21 protein-coding genes are annotated in these 16901 nt (G+C 72.9%); 13 read left to right on the forward strand and 8 right to left on the reverse strand.

Going from position 1 to position 16901, the window contains the following annotated elements:
* Positions 1–73: 73 nt before the first annotated feature.
* Positions 74–898, reverse strand: a complete 825-nt coding sequence (locus L2C96_RS37210) for an IclR family transcriptional regulator (protein WP_020417745.1) — start codon at positions 896–898, stop codon at positions 74–76.
* 149 nt (positions 899–1047) lie between these two features.
* Between L2C96_RS37210 and ligD the strand changes: the two genes are divergently transcribed.
* From ligD to L2C96_RS37225, 3 genes are read left to right on the forward strand one after another with little or no spacing between them, the layout of a single operon-like run.
* Positions 1048–1977 (forward strand): non-homologous end-joining DNA ligase, encoded by a 930-nt coding sequence (gene ligD, locus L2C96_RS37215; RefSeq protein WP_237339532.1) that lies wholly within the window; start codon positions 1048–1050, stop codon positions 1975–1977.
* A 10-nt stretch (positions 1978–1987) separates the two neighbouring features.
* A complete protein-coding gene (locus L2C96_RS37220; RefSeq protein ID WP_020417747.1) occupies positions 1988–2344 on the forward strand; it encodes a YidH family protein in 357 nt (118 codons plus the stop codon).
* Positions 2341–2625 carry a DUF202 domain-containing protein gene (locus L2C96_RS37225; RefSeq protein ID WP_237339533.1) on the forward strand — a complete coding sequence of 95 codons (285 nt, stop codon included), beginning with the start codon at positions 2341–2343 and terminating at the stop codon, positions 2623–2625. The genes L2C96_RS37220 and L2C96_RS37225 overlap by 4 nt, the downstream gene beginning before the upstream one ends.
* Here the strand turns inward: L2C96_RS37225 and pdxR (L2C96_RS37230) are convergent.
* The gene (gene pdxR / locus L2C96_RS37230) at positions 2594–3997 is read right to left on the reverse strand and encodes a MocR-like pyridoxine biosynthesis transcription factor PdxR (RefSeq protein ID WP_237339534.1); all 1404 of its coding nucleotides are present in this window, start codon (positions 3995–3997) and stop codon (positions 2594–2596) included. The two genes, L2C96_RS37225 and pdxR (L2C96_RS37230), sit on opposite strands and share 32 nt — an antisense overlap.
* A gap of 80 nt (positions 3998–4077) precedes the next feature.
* Between pdxR (L2C96_RS37230) and L2C96_RS37235 the strand changes: the two genes are divergently transcribed.
* Genes L2C96_RS37235 through fdhA form a run of 4 tightly spaced genes read left to right on the forward strand, consistent with a single transcriptional unit; the run spans position 4078 to position 7498 of the window.
* On the forward strand, positions 4078–4692 hold the full coding sequence (locus L2C96_RS37235; RefSeq protein ID WP_237339535.1) for a mycothiol-dependent nitroreductase Rv2466c family protein: 615 nt from the start codon (positions 4078–4080) through the stop codon (positions 4690–4692).
* A complete protein-coding gene (locus tag L2C96_RS37240; RefSeq protein WP_237339536.1) occupies positions 4689–5033 on the forward strand; it encodes a hypothetical protein in 345 nt (114 codons plus the stop codon). Before L2C96_RS37235 ends, L2C96_RS37240 begins: the two co-directional genes overlap by 4 nt.
* The gene (locus tag L2C96_RS37245; RefSeq protein ID WP_237339537.1) at positions 5030–6238 is read left to right on the forward strand and encodes an MFS transporter; all 1209 of its coding nucleotides are present in this window, start codon (positions 5030–5032) and stop codon (positions 6236–6238) included. Before L2C96_RS37240 ends, L2C96_RS37245 begins: the two co-directional genes overlap by 4 nt.
* Positions 6239–6277: 39 nt before the next feature.
* Positions 6278–7498 carry a formaldehyde dehydrogenase, glutathione-independent gene (fdhA, locus tag L2C96_RS37250; RefSeq protein ID WP_020417753.1) on the forward strand — a complete coding sequence of 407 codons (1221 nt, stop codon included), beginning with the start codon at positions 6278–6280 and terminating at the stop codon, positions 7496–7498.
* Positions 7499–7540: 42 nt separating this feature from the next.
* Here the strand turns inward: fdhA and L2C96_RS37255 are convergent, their stop codons facing one another.
* The gene (locus L2C96_RS37255; RefSeq protein WP_020417754.1) at positions 7541–8155 is read right to left on the reverse strand and encodes a TetR/AcrR family transcriptional regulator C-terminal domain-containing protein; all 615 of its coding nucleotides are present in this window, start codon (positions 8153–8155) and stop codon (positions 7541–7543) included.
* A gap of 65 nt (positions 8156–8220) precedes the next feature.
* Between L2C96_RS37255 and L2C96_RS37260 the strand changes: the two genes are divergently transcribed.
* A complete protein-coding gene (locus tag L2C96_RS37260) occupies positions 8221–9603 on the forward strand; it encodes a DHA2 family efflux MFS transporter permease subunit (RefSeq protein WP_020417755.1) in 1383 nt (460 codons plus the stop codon).
* Positions 9600–10409, forward strand: a complete 810-nt coding sequence (locus tag L2C96_RS37265) for an SDR family NAD(P)-dependent oxidoreductase (protein ID WP_237339538.1) — start codon at positions 9600–9602, stop codon at positions 10407–10409. Before L2C96_RS37260 ends, L2C96_RS37265 begins: the two co-directional genes overlap by 4 nt.
* On the opposite strand, the gene L2C96_RS37270 is transcribed toward L2C96_RS37265, so the two are convergent.
* Both L2C96_RS37270 and L2C96_RS37275 read right to left on the reverse strand, forming a co-directional pair.
* Positions 10369–11046: a B3/B4 domain-containing protein gene (locus tag L2C96_RS37270; RefSeq protein ID WP_237339539.1), complete on the reverse strand. Its 678-nt coding sequence runs from the start codon at positions 11044–11046 to the stop codon at positions 10369–10371. The two genes, L2C96_RS37265 and L2C96_RS37270, sit on opposite strands and share 41 nt — an antisense overlap.
* Positions 11043–11642 carry a LysE family translocator gene (locus L2C96_RS37275; protein WP_237339540.1) on the reverse strand — a complete coding sequence of 200 codons (600 nt, stop codon included), beginning with the start codon at positions 11640–11642 and terminating at the stop codon, positions 11043–11045. Before L2C96_RS37275 ends, L2C96_RS37270 begins: the two co-directional genes overlap by 4 nt.
* Before the next feature lie 28 nt (positions 11643–11670).
* On the opposite strand from L2C96_RS37275, the gene pdxR (L2C96_RS37280) reads away from it, so the two are divergent.
* From pdxR (L2C96_RS37280) to L2C96_RS37285, 3 genes are read left to right on the forward strand one after another with little or no spacing between them, the layout of a single operon-like run.
* Positions 11671–13131 carry a MocR-like pyridoxine biosynthesis transcription factor PdxR gene (gene pdxR / locus L2C96_RS37280; RefSeq protein WP_237339541.1) on the forward strand — a complete coding sequence of 487 codons (1461 nt, stop codon included), beginning with the start codon at positions 11671–11673 and terminating at the stop codon, positions 13129–13131.
* Positions 13128–13250 carry a hypothetical protein gene (locus tag L2C96_RS44860; protein WP_272883812.1) on the forward strand — a complete coding sequence of 41 codons (123 nt, stop codon included), beginning with the start codon at positions 13128–13130 and terminating at the stop codon, positions 13248–13250. Before pdxR (L2C96_RS37280) ends, L2C96_RS44860 begins: the two co-directional genes overlap by 4 nt.
* Positions 13247–14299 carry a C45 family autoproteolytic acyltransferase/hydrolase gene (locus L2C96_RS37285; protein WP_237339542.1) on the forward strand — a complete coding sequence of 351 codons (1053 nt, stop codon included), beginning with the start codon at positions 13247–13249 and terminating at the stop codon, positions 14297–14299. Before L2C96_RS44860 ends, L2C96_RS37285 begins: the two co-directional genes overlap by 4 nt.
* 45 nt (positions 14300–14344) lie before the next feature.
* On the opposite strand, the gene L2C96_RS37290 is transcribed toward L2C96_RS37285, so the two are convergent.
* Genes L2C96_RS37290 through L2C96_RS37300 form a run of 3 tightly spaced genes read right to left on the reverse strand, consistent with a single transcriptional unit; the run spans position 14345 to position 15520 of the window.
* Positions 14345–14791 (reverse strand): substrate-binding domain-containing protein, encoded by a 447-nt coding sequence (locus L2C96_RS37290; protein WP_237339543.1) that lies wholly within the window; start codon positions 14789–14791, stop codon positions 14345–14347.
* 44 nt (positions 14792–14835) lie between these two features.
* A complete protein-coding gene (locus L2C96_RS37295; protein WP_237339544.1) occupies positions 14836–14952 on the reverse strand; it encodes a LacI family DNA-binding transcriptional regulator in 117 nt (38 codons plus the stop codon).
* A gap of 25 nt (positions 14953–14977) precedes the next feature.
* Positions 14978–15520 carry a hypothetical protein gene (locus tag L2C96_RS37300; protein ID WP_237339545.1) on the reverse strand — a complete coding sequence of 181 codons (543 nt, stop codon included), beginning with the start codon at positions 15518–15520 and terminating at the stop codon, positions 14978–14980.
* Between the two features lie 323 nt (positions 15521–15843).
* Here L2C96_RS37300 and L2C96_RS37305 point away from each other — a divergent pair, with 323 nt between their 5' ends.
* Positions 15844–16749 (forward strand): NADP-dependent oxidoreductase, encoded by a 906-nt coding sequence (locus tag L2C96_RS37305; RefSeq protein ID WP_237339546.1) that lies wholly within the window; start codon positions 15844–15846, stop codon positions 16747–16749.
* Positions 16750–16901 lie beyond the last annotated feature (152 nt).

Below are 16901 nucleotides of genomic sequence, written 5' to 3' on the forward strand. Positions count from 1 at the left end.
TGGCTCAAGGTGATCGTTGCGTGTCAGGCGACGGGATGACCACCCAGCTTCGTTTTGTGTTCAGGGCGTTGCGCTACGCGCTGCCTGCTTCGCTGTCGCGCAGCCAGGTCCAGTTGTCCCGGATTTCTTCCGATGCTGCGCGGATCAGGGCCCGATAGCGGTCGATCGCCTCTGGCGTGAAGCGGTATTGCGGGCCGCAAATGCTGATCGAGCCGTGGACCTCGCCGTCGGGGCCGAACAGGGGGGCGGCGACCGAACCGGCTCCGGCTTGGCGTTCGCCGAGGGAGACCGCCACGCCTTCCCTCGCGGTTTCGGCCAGTGCGGTGCGCAGGGTGTCGACGTCGGTGATCGTCTTGTCCGTCAGCGGTTCCAGCGTTCGCCGCAGCACCGACTCCTGACGGTCCTCCGGCAGGAAGGCCAGGATGACCTTGCCCGACGAGCCCGCGTGCAGGGGAAAACGACGGCCGATCTCCACCGTCATCTTGATCTCGCGCGGGCTCTCGAACTGGTCCAGGTACACCCGCTCGTCGCCGACCAGGCCGGACAGCGTGGTGGTCTCGCCGGTTTCGTCCCGCAGCCGGCGCAGTATGGGCGTCGCGACCGTGCGGGCGTCGAACCGGCGCAGGGCGCTCGCGCCGAGCGCTGCCGCGGCCTGGCCCAGCCGGTAGCCGTTCACGCCAGGATCGGTCGCCAGCAGCTCCCGCGACACGAGCGACTGCAGGATCCGGAAGACGACGGCCTTCGACAGTCCCAGCTCGCGGCTGATCGCGCTCACCCCCAGGTAACGGGGACCGCCGGCGAAGAGCAGGAGCACGTCGGCGACCCGGGCCGCGGCCTCGGTGCCGGTGTTGTCGTTGGCCGGTGCGAGCTTGCGTCCGGCGGTACTCTTGGTGGTCAAAGCCGATGGTCCTCGGGGTAGCGTTCCGGTGAGAGGAACGGTATCGGTGCAGCTACTCCCATACTGTACCGGTTCCGAGCAAGATCTGTTCCGGCCAGCGAGACAATGCGCGGGATGCACGGCGCGCGACGCTGGGGCAGGCTGGGGGCATGGCCGAGGACAGGGTGACGGTGCAGGTCGACGGGCGCCGGCTGTCGTTGTCCAACCTGGACAAGGTGCTCTACCCCGAAGCCGGGTTCACCAAGGGGCAGGTGATCGACTACTACGCCCGCGTCGCCCCGGTGATCCTGCCGCACCTGCGCGACCGGGCGCTCACCTTCCGACGCTGGCCGGGCGGGGTGCAGTCGAACCCGTTCTACGAGAAGGACGCTGGACGGCACGCCCCCGACTGGGTGAAGACCGCGAAGATCGCGAGCGGCGGGCGCGGGCAGAGCTCGGACGTGAACGCGTATCCGCTGGTCAACGACGTGCCGACGTTGATATGGGCGGCCAACCTCGCCGCGTTGGAACTGCACGTGCCGCAGTGGACCGTCGGCCCGCGTGGCGCCCGGCGCAACCCCGACCTGCTGGTGTTCGACCTCGACCCGGGCGAGCCTGCGACGATCGTCGAGTGCTGCCGCGTCGCCGAGCGGCTGCGCGACCTGCTGGCGGCGGACGGGCTCCGGCTCTACCCGAAGACCAGCGGCTCGAAGGGCATGCAGCTGTACGCGGCGGTGAAGACCGCGACATCGGAGGACACCTCGGCCTACGCCAAGGCCGCCGCGAAGAAGCTCGCCGCCGAGACGCCGGGGGAGGTCACCGCGGCCATGACGAAGAGCCTGCGGCCCGGCAAGGTGTTCATCGACTGGAGCCAGAACAACCCGCACAAGACGACCGTCGCGCCGTACTCGCTGCGCGGCCGCCCGGAACCGACCGTGTCCACCCCGGTCACCTGGGACGAGGTCGAGGCGTGCCGCCGACCCGCGCAGTTGAAGTTCCTCAGCGACGACGTCCTCGACCGGGTCGAGGAGGTCGGCGACCTGTTCGAGGACCTGCACGACGACCCGGTCAAACTGCCCCGCGCCCGCGCCGGACAGTAACGTCACCCGCATGAGCCCACGCTGGTACGAAGAGGGGGAGGAGCCCGACTACCGCTTCACCCTGGCCAACGAGCGCACCTTCCTGGCGTGGCTGCGGACCGCGCTCGCGCTCATCGCCGGCGCCGTGGCGCTCATGCAGTTCGTCCCGCAGTTCTCGATCGCCGGGTTGCGTGGCGTCCTCGCCGCGCTGCTCGCCGTCACCGGCACCCTGCTCGCGGCGTTCGCCTACCGGCGCTGGGCCCGGGTGCAGCGCGCGATGCGCAACAAGCGGCCGCTGCCGATGACGTGGCTGCCGGTCGTCGTCGGGTGGGCGGCCGCGCTCGCCGGGACGGTCGTCCTCGTGGTCGCGCTGGCCACCATCCGATGAGGGACCCCGGGCTCCAGCCCGAGCGGACCGCGCTGGCCTGGCAGCGCACCGCCCTCGCCGCCGCCGTCGCGGCCGTTCTCCTGCTGCGCAGCGGCCTGGTCCGCGGCGCCCCGCTGGAGATCGCCGCCGCGGGGTGCGCCGCCGCGGTCGTGGTGCTGTGGTTCATCGCCGTGCGGCGCCCGCCGACGACCGGCAGCGCGCGGCACGTCCTCGGCGCGGCGACCATCGCGGTCGTTCTGGCCGGTCTCCTCACCGCGGTCCAGGTCGTCCTGCTGCCCTGAACGCGTCGCGCAGCAGGCGGAGACCGGCCACGATCCCGTCCGGCGACACGGCCCCGTAGCCGAGCGCGAGCCCCTGCTCGGGCGGCGAATCGGCGTAGTAGGTGTGCAGCCGGTCGAACGCGACTCCCGGCGCGTGCAGGGCCGACGTGTCGACCACCGACCTGGCGCACACGTGCAGGCCCGCGGCCGAGGGCACGAGCCGGAGCCAGTCGCCGAACTCCCGCTCCAGGGTGCGCACGATCAGCTCGTGCCGGGCCGCGTACTCGCGAGTGGCCTTCCGGACGTGCCGGGTCAGCAGGCCCTCGTCCAGGAACCGGGCGAGCGCGGCCTGCGTGGTGAGGTCACCGTGCCAGTCGGTGAGCTGTTTGGCCTTGAGCAGCGCGGGCCGCAGCGCGGCGGGGGCGATCAGGAAACCCAGCCGCAGCATCGGCAGCAGCGTCTTGGAGAACGACCCCACGTAGATGACCCGCCCGGCGCGGTCCAGGCTCTGCAACGGGTCGAGCGGCCGCCCGGCAAAGCGGAACTCGCTGTCGTAGTCGTCCTCGACGATCACCGCGTCCCGCCGCCCGGCCCACTCGAGCAGGGCGGCCCGGCGCGCCGGCGACATCGGTGTGCCCAGCGGGAACTGGTGCGACGGCGTCACGTACACCAACCGGGCGGTGTTCGGGATCCGGTCCACGACGATCCCCTCGCCGTCCACCGGCACTCCGGTGACCCGCGCGCCGAGCGATGCGAGCAGCCGCCGCGCCGGGGGATAACCGGGTTCCTCGACCGCGACGCACGCCCCCGGTTCGACCAGCACCCGGCCGACGAGGTCGAGCGCCTGCTGCGCGCCCTGCGTGACCAGCACGTCCTCGGCCGCCGCCCGCACCGACCGCGCGATGCCGAGGTGGCGCGCGATCGCCGCGCGCAGTTCACTGTGGCCGGACGGATCGCCGTAGCCGGCCGGGATCTCGTGGCTCCGCAGGCTCTGCGAGACCAGCCGCCGCCAGGTCTGCAGCGGGAACAGGCTCGCATCCGGGGCGCCGACGCGGAAGTCGTAGCGCACCGGCGGCGCCTCGACGGGGTCCGGCAGCGTGTCCCAGAACGGCCGCGCGGCCAGCACGCCCCGGGGCGCCCGGCGGGGCTGCCGCGGTGCGGTGCCCGCGACGAACGTCCCGGCCCCGACGCGGCCGGTCAGCAAACCCTCGGCGGTGAGCCGGTCGTAGGCGGCGGCGACCGTGTTGCGGGAGACGGCGAGGGTCCGCGCGAGCTCCCGCGACGGCGGCAGTCGCTCGCCTGGCCGGAGGCGTCCGTCGGCGATCGCGTCGCGGACCTGGCGGTAGATCTGCGCGACGAGGTCACCGCCGGTCAGGCTGATGTGCAGGTCCACCACGGCTCCGGAAATGGCCCAAACAAGCGGGTAGGAATTGGAGCTTACCCCAGGCCAATCGGCTGTCTAGCGTTTCCGCCATGACGACAGCCGACCTCTGGTTCGACCCGAAGTGCCCGTGGGCCTGGATCACCTCGCGCTGGCTGCTGGAGGTGGAGCTGGTGCGGGACGTGCGGGTCCGGTTCCACGTGCTGAGCCTGTCGCTGCTCAACGAGGGGCGTGCGGTGGAATCGTGGTACCGGGAGTGGCTGGACAGCGCCTGGGGCCCGGCGCGGGTCGCGATCGCCGCGGAGCGCAGGTGCGGCAACGAGGTGCTGCGTGACCTCTACACCGCCCTGGGCAGGCGGATCCACCTCGACCGCGCGCCGCTCGGGCACGACCTGTACCGCGACGCGCTGGCCTCGTGCGGCCTGCCGGTGGACCTCGCGGAGGCCGCCGCCACCACCGAGCACGACGAGGCGCTCCGCGAGAGCACTGCGGCGGGGCTCCGGCCGGTGGGGGAGGACCTGGGCACGCCGGCGATCCACGTGACCGGCCCCGACGGCGAGGTCAACGCCTTCTTCGGCCCGGTGGTCACGCCGGTCCCCCGCGGTGCCGCGGCGGGCCGGCTGTGGGACGGGGTGGTGCTGGTCGCGGGCACCGACGGTTTCTTCGAACTGAAGCGGGCCCGCACGCGCCGGCCGGTGGCGTCATGACCGCCGCGCGGGTGCTCGTTGTGGCGCTGCCGGTCAATTCGTTGGGCGGTGGCGTGTGTTGCGTCTGTCCCGGTGGTGTCATGACCGCCGCGCGGGTGCTCGCTGTGGCGCTGCTGGTCAACTCGTTGGGTGACGGCGCGTGTTGCGTCTGCCCCGGTGGTGTCATGACCGCCGCGGGGCTGCTCGCTGTGGCGCTGCTGGTCAATTCGTTGGGCGGTGGCGTGTGTTGCGTCTGTCCCGGTGGTGTCATGACCGCCGCGCGGGTGCTCGTTGTGGCGCAGCTGGTCAACTCGCTGGGTGACGGCGCGTATCGCGTCATGTCCGCTCCGGTCGTGTCATGACCGCCGCGCGGGTGCTCGCCACGGCGCAGCTGGTCAACTCGCTCGGCGACGGCGCCTACTACGTCACCTCAGCCCTGTACTTCACCCTCGTCATCGGTCTGCCGCCGGCCCAGGTGGGGCTCGGGCTGACGCTCGGCTGGGCGGCAGGCGCGATCGCCGGGGTGTGGGCCGGTCACCTCGCCGACCGGTACGGGCCGCGGCGGGTCGCGGTGCTGCTCGCGCTCGGCACGGCCGTCGCGCTCGGCGGGTTCGTCTTCGCCACCTCGTTCCCCGCCTTCCTCGCACTCGCGGGCGCCTACGCCTGTGGCCAGAGCGGGCTCGCCGCCGCACGGCAGGCGCTGCTCGCCGGTCTGGTCGAGCCCGCCGGCCGCACTCGGGTGCGCGCTCACCTGCAGGCGGCCACGAACGCCGGGCTCGCGATCGGCGCCGCGGCCGGGGGCGTCGCGCTGCAGGTCGGCACCGCGACCGCCTACCAGGTGGTGTTCGCCGCCGACGCCGCCGGGTTCGTGGTCGCGGCGGTGATCCTGTCGCGCGTGCCGGAAGTCGCCGTGGTCCGCGACAGCCCGCGACGGGCGGTGCTGCGGGACCGGCCGTACGCGGTGCTGGCCCTCCTGCACACGATCATGATGCTGAACATGCCGCTGCTCAGCCTGGTCATTCCACTGTGGATGGTCCAGCGGACGGACGCGCCTGCCTGGCTGGTGTCGGTCCTGCTGCTGGTCAACACGGTGAGCGTGGTGCTGTTCCAGGTCCGGGTCGCGCGCCGGGTGTCGGGGCTGCGCACCGCCGCCCGTGCCGCGCGCGGCGCCGGGATCCTGATGCTGCTCGCCTGCGCGGTGTACGCGTCGTCGGCGAGCCTCTGGGTGGTGCTGCTCGTCGCGGCCGTCATCCAGGTGGCGGGGGAGATGCTGCTCGCCGCGGGCGCCTGGGAGATCAGCTTCACGCTCGCGCCCGACGGGAAACAGGGCCAGTACCAGGGGTTCTTCGCCTCCGGCATGGCGATCGCCCGGATGGCGGGACCGGTGCTGCTGACGACGTTGGTCCTCGGCGGCGGTGTGGTGGGGTGGCTGGTCCTCGGCGCGCTGTTCCTGGTCACCGGTCTCGGGTTCGCGCCCGTGACGCGGTGGGCCGCTCGCGAGCGCTTCCCGGAATGGTCTTCCGGCCCTAGGCCCGGCGCCGCGGACGTTCCTAGCATCGGGTCCTGACCGTTCAACGGCGAACGAGGAATCGAGGCGGCAGAACTCATGGCGGGCAACAAAGCGGTCACCTATCTGGGACCAGGCAAGGTCGAGGTCGACACCATCGACTACCCGACCTTCTCGATGAAGGACGGCCCCGGCGTGCACCAGGCCAACGTGGGGCGGGAAACCCAGCACGGTGTCATTCTCAAGAACGTCGCGACCAACATCTGCGGCAGCGACCAGCACATGGTGCGTGGCCGCACGACCGCGCCGGAAGGGCTGGTGCTGGGCCACGAGATCACCGGCGAGGTGGTCGAGACGGGCCGGGACGTCGAGTTCATCAAGGAGGGCGACCTGGTCTCGGTGCCGTTCAACATCGCCTGCGGACGGTGCCGCAACTGCAAGGAGGGCAAGACCGGGATCTGCCTCAACGTCAACCCGGACCGGCCCGGGTCGGCATACGGTTACGTCGACATGGGCGGCTGGGTCGGCGGGCAGGCCGAGTACGTGATGGTGCCGTACGCGGACTGGAACCTGCTGAAGTTCCCGGACCGCGACCAGGCCATGGAGAAGATCCTCGACCTGGCCATGCTGTCGGACATCTTCCCGACCGGTTTCCACGGCTGCGTCAGCGCGGGCGTCGGCGTCGGGTCGACGGTGTACATCGCGGGCGCCGGACCGGTCGGGCTGGCCGCGGCGGCGTCGGCGCAGCTGCTCGGCGCGGCGGTGGTGATCGTCGGCGACCTCAACGCCGACCGGCTGGAGCAGGCCCGCAGCTTCGGCTGCGAGACGGTGGACGTGTCGAAGGGCGACCCGAAGGACCAGATCGCCGAGATCCTCGGCGTGCCCGAGGTCGACTGCGGTGTCGACGCGGTCGGGTTCGAGGCGCGCGGACACGGCAAGGAAGCGTCCGACGAGCACCCGGCGACCGTGCTGAACTCGCTGATGGACATCACCGCGGCGGGCGGCGCACTGGGCATCCCGGGCCTGTACGTGACCGGCGACCCGGGCGCGGCCGACGAAGCCGCGCGGCACGGCTCCCTGTCCATCCGGATCGGCCTGGGCTGGGCGAAGTCGCACGCGTTCACCACCGGACAGTGCCCGGTGATGCGCTACCACCGGCGCCTGATGATGGCGATCCTGCACGACCGGGTCCAGATCGCGAAGGCCGTCAACGCGACGCCGATCCCCCTGTCCGAGGCCCCGCGGGGCTACCAGGAATTCGACCACGGCGCGGCGCGCAAGTACGTGCTCGACCCGCACGGGTTGCTGGCCAACGCCTGAGGGGGTGCCGTGCCGGGGGCGCACTGCTCCCGGCACGGCCGGTCAGCCGTAGGCGCGCAGGAAGGTGTCGACAGCCGCGGCGGCGACGGCGTTCCGTTCGGCCGTCGGGAGCGCCCGCGTGCCCAGCCGGGTCCGCGACTCCAGGGGCGCGGTGAGCAGCGCCCCGAACTGCTCCGCCGCCCGCGCCGGGTCCGTGATCTTCAGCCGGCCCTCCAGGGCGAGGCGGGCCAGGCGGTCGGCGAGCGCGTCGGTCACGACGTTGGTTCCGGCGCGCGTCTGGACGGTGTCCAGTAGTTCCGGGAAGCGTGCCAGTTCGGCCTGCAGGAGCCGCCGGAACGCCCACGACCGGTCGTCGGTGTAGCAGTCGATCAGCCGGCGGCCCACCTGCTCCAGCGCGGCCCGCAGGTCCTCGCCCGCGTCGCGGAGCCGGTCCACCGCCGCCAGGTTGTCCGCGATCGCCTTGGCCGCCTCCGCCGTCATCGACTCGCGGAACAGGTTCGCCTTCTCGCTGAAGTGGTTGTAGACCGTCGGCTTCGCCACGCCGGCTTCGGCCGCGACCTCGGCGACGCACGCCTGCGCGTAGCCCTGCCGCGCGAACACCGTGAACGCCGCGTCCAGGATCGCCTGCCGTTTGTCGATGCGTCCACGCGTGGCCATACCCGCATGCTACTCGAATTGAACCCGTGGGTTCACTGTTCTGATGAGTAAGCTAACTTGAACCCATGAGTTCAATCAGCGCGGACGAACGCCTCGACCCGGCGCTCGTCCGGATGATCACCGCGGTCCTGCTCGGCGGGATCCTGGGCATCCTCAACAGCACGATGGTCGCCACCGGCACGGACGTCCTCGCCGCCGACTTCGGCGCCTCGCTGAGCACGATCGGCTGGGCCACCACCGGTTTCCTGCTCGCCGTCACCGTCGCCATCCCGTTCACGACGTGGGCCGTGGACCGCTTCGGCGGTCGCCGGATGTGGCTGTCCGGGCTGGCCGTGTTCCTGGCCGGCTCGCTGGCCGCCGGGTGCGCGTGGGACGTCGGCAGCCTCATCACCGCGCGGGTCGTGCAGGGTCTCGGCGCCGGCATCCTCGACCCGCTGGTCCTGACGCTGCTCGCGCGCGCCGCCGGACCCGCTCGCGCCGGGCGCGTGATGGGCCTGATGGGCGTGGTGCTCTCGCTCGGGCCGGTGCTCGGCCCGGTCGCCGGAGGCGCGGTGCTGGACGTGCTCCCGTGGCGGTGGATGTTCCTGCTCAACGTGCCGCTCGGGCTGGTCGCCGTGCTGCTCGCGCTGCGCTCCGTCCCGCGCGACGACGGTCCGGCGGCGGTCCCGGCGCCGCTCGACGTGCGTGGGCTCGCGCTGCTCGGGCCGGGGTTCGCTGCCCTCGTCCTGGCGCTGTCGCAAGCCGCGGAGCACACCGCGTTCGCCACCGCGTCCGTGCTCGTCCCGCTCGTCGCCGGTGTCGTCCTGCTGCTCGCGTACGGCGGGCACGCCAGGCGCGCCGCGGCGCCGCTCATCGATCTGCGCCTATTCGCGCGGGGCGGGTTCACCGCGAGCGTCGCCGTGATGGCGCTCGTCGGGCTCGGCACGTTCGCGAACCTGTTCGTCCTCCCGCTCTACTACCAGCAGGTGCACGGCCACGGCGTGCTCGCCGCCGGGCTGCTCGTCGCGCCGGTCGGCCTCGGCGGGGCACTGTCGATGCCGCTGGCCGGGCGGCTGTCCGACCGGATCGGGGCGCGGGTGCTGGTGCGCGCGGGCGCGGTCGTGGCCCTGCTCGCCGGGCTGGCGTTCACGTGGATGGGCCCGGACGCGGGTCAGGCGTGGCCCGCGGTGGCCGCGTTCGTCATGGGTCTGGGGCTCGGCTTCGTCGGCGCGCCCACGATGGGCTCGCTGTACCGGACGCTGCCCGCGGAGCTGGTGCCGCAGGGCAGTTCGGCGCTGTACATGCTCAACCAGCTCGGCGCGTCGATCGGCGTGGTCGTCGTGACGCTGATCCTGGAAACCGCGGGTGACGCGATGGCCGGTTTCCACGGCGTGTACTGGTTCGCGGTCGGCGCGCTCGTCGTGGTGCTGGCGGCGAGCCCGCTGCTGCCCGGGAGGGCGGAGCGGTGAAGACGGTGGTCATCACCGGCGGCACCGACGGGATCGGCGCGGGAGTGGCGCGCGAGCTGCTGGCGCGCGGCGACCGGGTGGTCGTCGTGGGCCGGAACCCGGCGAAGGCGCCGCCGGGCGCGGAATTCGTGCACGCCGACCTGAGCCTGGTGGCGGCGGCGCACGCGGCAGCCGACGAAATCACCGCGAAGCACCCGCGGATCGATGCGCTCGTGCTGTGCGCCCGGTTCTTCCGCGCCCGCAGGCACGTGACCACCGAGGGCTTCGAGGACAACTTCGCGCTGTTCTACCTGAGCCGGTTCGTGCTGGCGGAGCGGCTGGCCGGTGCACTGTCCGAAGCGGACACTCCCGTGATCGCCAACGTGGCCGGGCCGGGCGCCCCGTTGGACGTCGTGAACCGGGACGACCTCCAGTTCGCCCGGCACTACGATCCGGCCGGCGCGATGGTCCAGGGCGGCAAGCTCAACGACCTCCACGGTGTCTCGTTCGCCGAGCGGCACCCGCGGATCCGCTACGTGCTGGTGCACCCGGGCGTCACGGCGACCAGCTTCGCGGCTGAGTACGACGCCGCGAGCGCCCGGCAGCTGGACCGGATGAAGCGGTTCGGAAAACCGGTGGGTGAAGCGGTGGCCCCGATCGTGCGGGTGCTCGACTCGCCGCCCGCCGAACCGTTGAGCGCGTTCGTCGAGGGCAGGCGCATCGCCGTGGACGGGCCTGCCTTCGACGTCCAGGTGGCGCGGTGGTTGCACGCCGAAACGCTGCGGCTCAGCGGAGTTTCACCCGAAACTCCGGCGCGTCCGGGCTGAGCACCGTCGCCTCCGAGCCCGGCAGTTCGGCGCTCAGTGCGTCGAGCAGCCGGGGCACGTCGGCGGCCGCCGTGGTGTGCAGGGCTTCCGCGACGATCAGCACCGACCGCGTCGCCGGGGTGACGGCCGATCGCGCGCTCTGCCGGTGCGTCCACCGGCGGGCGTGCGCCCGGCCTTGCTCGTCCGCGAACACGATCTCCCCCGGGGCCGGGTGCTCGGTGTCGCCGGAGAACGCCGCGTACTCCTCGGTTCCCGTCGCGTACCGGACTTCCAGCAGACCGTCGAGCGCGTCCGCGTCGAACACGGCGACCGGGATCGCGAAGGCGAGCGAAACCGCGTTGCCCAGGTCGATCATCGGGTGGATCGACGGCAGCGACCCGTCCTTGCGGAACCGGCGCAGCAACGATTCCGCCGCGCACCGGTACTGCGTCGGTTTCAGGCCCATCCGCGCGAACGCCTGCCGCCACGCCTGAATCTCCGGCAGCGCGGACTCCGGGCCGTCCGCGAGCCGCTCCGCCGCGATCCGCCAGTAGCGCGACGGATCACTGGACGGCCGCGCGCTCTCCGCGTACAGCACACCCGGGACCAGCTGCGGGAAGTCCGACCAGATCGCGTCGGAGTGCCGGAAGCGGATCATTCGGCGGCCAGCCGGACGGCGAGGGCGGCGAACGTGCCCGCGAAGACCCGGCGCATCCACGCCCGCACCCGCGGCCGGGACAGCACGCGGTCGCGCATCGCCGCGGCGGCCACCCCGTAGGCGACGAACACGACCAGCGTCAGCGCCATGAACACCGCGCTCAGCTCGGCCATCGTCAGCAGCGAGCGCGGATCACCGGGGTGCACGAACTGCGGCAGGAACGCGAAGAAGAAGATCGTGAGCTTCGGGTTGAGCACGTTGACCAGCACCGCGGACATGATCACCCGGGCGGCCGACCGCGGCGCGGGCGCCTCCGGCGGCCGGTCCGGCTCCCGCAACGCCGACCACGCCAGGTAGAGCAGGTAGGCCACCCCGGCGTACTTGATCACCTGGAACGCCACGGCGCTGGCGTGCAGCAGCGCGGCGAGGCCGGTGATCGCGGCGATCGCGTGCGGAACGGTGCCCAGCGTGCAGCTGACCGCGGCGATGACGCTCGCCCGCGTGCCGTGCGCCAGGCCGGCGCTCATGGTCAGCAGCGCACCGGTGCCGGGCGTGGCCACGACGACCAGCGCGGTGAGCAGGAATTCGACGGACATGGAACCACCATGGCGGGATACTGGTCCGGTGGACAGATCCAAACCCGAGCCCGTCAAGCGGTCCATAACGGGATCGGACTTCCTCCAGCTCGACATCGGCGAGGCCCCGCCGGGCGGGCGGTCGGCATGGCTGGCGGCGCGCCTGCGGGACGCGATCGCCGACGGGCGCCTACCGGTGGGCAGCAGGCTGCCGCCGACGCGGACGCTGGCCGCCGAGCTCGGCGTGTCGCGCGGGGTGGTGACCGAGGCGTACCAGCGGCTCGTCGAGGACGGGCACGTCGCCGGGCGCGGCCGGGGTGGAACCGTCGTGGTGGCGGTGCCCGTCACCGCGTCGCCCGCACCGGCTCCCGCGCCGAGCGCGGACGTCGTGTTCGAGCCGCGGCCGGACGTCTTCGACCGGTTGCGCGCCGCGCCGGCCCGCATCGACCTCACCCCCGGCGTGCCGGACCTGGCCGCGTTCCCGCGGGTGGCGTGGCTGCGCGCGGAACGGGCGGTGCTCGGCGGGCTGTCGGCGGCCGACTTCGGGTACGGCGACCCGCGCGGCGCACCGGCGTTCCGGCTGGCGGTGGCGAACTGGCTGGCCCGCAACCGCGGCATCCGCGCCGATCCCGCCGACGTCGTCGTGGTCGCCGGGGTCGCGCAGGCGCTCGGCCTGCTCGCGACGGTGTTCCGCGCGCACGGCATCGGCGAGGTCGCGGTGGAGGACCCCGGTTCGCTCGGCGCGCGGCAGCACCTCCGCAACAGTGGCCTGGCCACCCCGCCGGTGCCGGTCGACGACGAGGGCGTCCGGGTGTCCGAACTGCGGTCGCCCGCGGTGTTGTTGACGCCCGCGCACCAGTTCCCGGCGGGCGTGGTGCTCGGCGGCGAGCGGCGGCGCGAGCTCATGCGCTGGGGCGGCCTGATCGTCGAGGACGACTACGACGCCGAGCACCGGTACGACCGCCCGCCGGTGCCCGCGCTGCGCGCGATGCTGCCGGAGCGGGTCTGCTACGCGGGCAGCATCTCGAAGCTGCTCGCCCCGGCGCTGCGGATCGGCTGGCTGCTGGTGCCGCCGCGGTACCAGCGGGACCTCGTGGACGCGAAGCGGTACGCCGACCTCGGCAACGCGGTGCTGCCGCAACTGGTGCTGGCGCACCTCATGACGTCCGGCGATCTGGAGCGGCACCTGCGCTTCGTGCGCCGACGCCACCGGCGCCGCCGGGACGCGATGATCGACGCGGTCCGACGGCACCTGCCCGGCGTGCGCGTGCACGGCGCGGCGGCCGGCCTGCACCTGATGATCACGTTCGACCGCGAACTGTCCGATGTGGACCTGGCGACCGCGGCGCTGTCCCGCGGCGTCAAGGTGCAGCCGCTGTCCTGGCACCGCCAGCTCCCGGGCGCGCCCGGCCTCGTGCTCGGCTACGGCGCCAGGCCGCCGGGCGAAATCGAGGAGGGTGTGCGGATCATCGCGGAGCTGGTGGCCCGGCCTCGAGGAACACGACGTTGACGGTCGTCATCACCAACGCGAAGCTGGGCGACGTGACACTGAAGCAGTTAGCGACGACCGGGCTGGGCGCGCCGGCCTCCGAGCCGGCGTGGGACACGGTACTGGCGAGCACCCGATGAAGGTCGTGGTGGCCGACGACCCGCGGACGCTGGGCGCGGAGTGCGCCGGCGAGATCCGGGCGGCCTTCGACGGTTACGCGCGGCTGTTCGCCGCCCACGGCATCGGGTTCGAGCAGGTGCGGGCGTTGGGCGCGGCGGCGCTGGCGGAAACGAGCGAATGGGCGCCGTCGCTGGGGGAGGAGCTGCTCGGGGTGGCCGAGGGCAGCGGGCTCGCCGGGTGGCAGCTCGGCGCGCTGAACGGGCGCACCGAAATCCTCGCCGCGGCGGCCGTTTCCGGCGAGGGGGAGTGCTCCACGTCGGTGGTGCTCGCGGACGGCTCGCCGCGCACGGTGCAGACCTGGGACTGGCACGACACCCTGCGCGACGGCATGACCGTCGTGTCCTGGCCGGGCGTGTGCACGTTCACCGAGGCCGGGGTGGCCGGCAAGATCGGCGTGAACTCCGCGGGGCTCGGCGTGCACTTCAACGTGCTGCGGCACGCCTCGGACCACGCGGACATCGGGGTGCCGGTGCACGTGGTGGCGCGGCGGATTCTGGACGAGGCGTCGACCGTCGAGGAGGCCACGGAACTGGCCCGCTCGGCGCGGTTGTCGGCGTCGTCGGTGATCACCGTCGTGACCGCCGACCGGGCGCGGTGCCTGGAACTGAGCCCGGCCGGGGTCGGCGTGGTAGACCCGGTGGGCGGAGTTCTGTGGCACGCCAACCACTTCCTCGACGCGGCGCTCGCTCCCGGAGAGCGGACGACGGTCGACGTGTCGACGACGCTCGCCCGCGGCTCGTGGCTGCGGTCGCACGCCGCGGAACTCGGCGCGGCGGACCTGACCGCGCGGGCGCGGGCGCTGTGCGCGCACACCGAGGACGGCGCGGCGGTCTGCGCGCACCCGGACATGTCGCTGCCCGCGCACGAGCGGTGGGAGAGCCTGGCGACGATCTCGCTGGACGTGGTGGCGGGGCGGATGCACGTGCACACCGGCGGGCCGTGCTCGGTGACGCCGGAGAGCTGGGCGGAGTTCGCGGTCAGGCCCGCCGTGTCGACGCCCGCTCGATGAGGCCGATCGCCTGGGTGCGCACGGTCCCGGGCGGCGCCTCGCCGGTCAGGATGCGAACAGCAGCCGCGCGCGGGAGTCGCCGGCGTCGCGGGGCCGCAGGTCGATCGCGGTGATCGGCGGGTGCGCCAGCGCGGTGCTGTCCACACAGGACGCGAGCAGCAGGTCCCTGCCGATCGTCCGGCCGGCGGCGCGGATCACCGGCAGCACCGCGGCCGCGGCGCCGTCCGGCGCGCACACCAGCGCATCGACGTCCGCGTCGGCGTTGAGCAGCGCGCGCACGTTGTCCTGCATGACTGTGCTGGGCGATCCGAACGCCATCTCCCACAGCCGCGGCCGGCGCCGGTGCCGCTCGGACCAGCCGAGGTAGGTGCGCTGCAGGGTGCGGCCCCAGTCGGTGACCGTGCTTGAGGCGAGCAGCGCGATGTGCTGCGCACCGGCCGTGGCAAGGTGGTCGAGGAGCTGTTCGAGCACCGCCGCGTGGTCGGACAGCACGACGCCCGCCGGTTCGCCGTTCGAGCGCGCGGCCGGTTCGGGGTTCAGCCGAGCCGCGGCACCACGGCGACCACGTGCTGCTTCGTCCGCTCCGACACCCGGCCGGAATCACGCAGCGCGTCCGACGCGGTCGTCTTGGACACCCCGGCGGCCTTCGCCACGGCGACGACGATATCCGTGCGCTGATCAGGGCTGCGGCGGGTAGGGGCCGGTGTTCAGGTCGATCTCGCTCTGCTCGCGGTCGGACAGCGACGCCTCCCGGTCGTCCCGCGACGCGGACCGGTCTTCCCGCGCGGACCTGCGGTCCCGCGCGGCCTGCTGCCGGGAAGTTCTCGCCGTGGCGTGGTCGTTCGCCGTCCGGTTCAGGTATTCCTGGAGGGCGTAGCGGTCCTCGGCCGCGGCGGCACGGTCGTCGGCCGCCGCCAGCCGGTCCGACTCGGCGTCCGCCATGAACGCGGCCACCGCATCCGGATCGTCCGCCGCCAGTTCCTTCTCCCGGCGGGTCGCCTCGGCTTCGCGCTGCAGGGCCACGCGCTCCCGGGCCTCGGCGTCGCGGAGGGCCTTCGAAATCGTGTGCCGTTCGTGCCGGTCCTGGGTCTCGCCCACGTCCGCCAGCCCGTCCCGCTCGACGGCCGCCCTGTCCCGGCGGTCGGCCGCCCGGTCGCGGGCGTCGGCCAGGTCGTCGCGCTCGTTGGCCGCGCGGTTCCGGTCCTCGGCTCCCTCCGTCATCTCCCCATGTTCACACGTCAGCGCGCCGGGCGCTGCCACTCCTCGCAAGACTCGTGACTCTTTTTTCAGCCGTTTCGCTTCGTCGCGGTGACGGGCGGCTGTCGCTCGCTCACCGGCTGCCTGGTCGCAGGTCGCGTTGGCGTGCAGCCGCGCGGCGGTGGCCGTGATGGTGATCTCGGTGCTGGTGCAGCACGCCCGGGCGGCGCCGGTCAAGACGGGGTCGTCCGGCCGTTCGGTGGCCATGTACGGGTGTGCCCGCGCACGAACCGGCGAAACTCGCCTGCGGTGGAATATCCCGTCGCGGGCCCGCCGTTGCGCCGGACATGAAGGCAATCGCACTGCAGGAGTACGGTTCGGCGGACGACCTCCGGCTGGCCGAGCTCCCGGATCCCAAGGTCGGTCCGGGGGAGGTCCTGGTCAGGGTCAAGGCCGCCGGTGTCAACCCGGTCGACTGGAAGCTCGCCGCGGGCGGGCTGGACGGCCTGATGGAGGTCCGATTCCCGCTGGTGCCCGGCTGGGACGTGGCCGGGGTGGTCGAGAAGGTGGGATTCGACTCCGGGGAGTTTTCCGTCGGCGACGAGGTTTTCGGCTACGTCCGCAAGGACTGGGTGCAGCAGGGCGCATACGCCGAGCTGGTGACCGCGAACGTGCGGATGCTCGCGAAGAAGCCGCGTTCGCTGGACTTCGCGCAGGCGGCCGGCGTGCCGCTGGCGGGGCAGACGGCGTACCGCTCGCTGAAGCGCGTCGGGCTGCGGGCCGGTGAGACGGTGCTGATCCACGCCGCGGCCGGTGGCGTCGGGTCGTTCGGCACGCAGATCGCGGTCGCGCTCGGCGCGCGGGTGATCGGCACGGCGAGCGAGCGCAACCACGACTACCTGCGTGAGCTGGGCGCGGAGCCGGTCACCTACGGCGAGGGCCTGGCGGACCGGCTTCGTGAACTGGGCCCGATCGACGCCGCGGTGGACTTCGTGGGCGGCGACGCGGTGGAGGTGTCCCGGGAGTTCGTGAGCCCGGACCGGATCGCGTCGATCGCCAACCCGGAGGTCGGCGCGCACGGCTACGTGTGGGTCCGCCCGGACGGCGCCGAGCTGGCCGAGCTGGCGAGCCTGGCGGACGAGGGCAAGCTGACGGTGCACGTCGAGCGGACGTTCCCGCTCGCCGAGGCCGCCGACGCGTGGCGCCTGAGCCAGCAGGGCCGCACGCGCGGGAAGATCGTGCTGACGGTCTAGCCGTAGGGATCATCGACGTTGTCGATCGAGGCGAAGACCTCCGTGTCGGGTGCTGCCACCTATTCCCGCCATCCTTGAACGACCGCACGGCAGCACTGCCCACACCGCCCTCAACGGCCAACCACCCATCACCGGCGTCATCAACCTCGCGG

The organism is Amycolatopsis tucumanensis, assembly GCF_021654135.1.
Taxonomy (GTDB): Bacteria; Actinomycetota; Actinomycetes; order Mycobacteriales; family Pseudonocardiaceae; genus Amycolatopsis_E; species Amycolatopsis_E tucumanensis.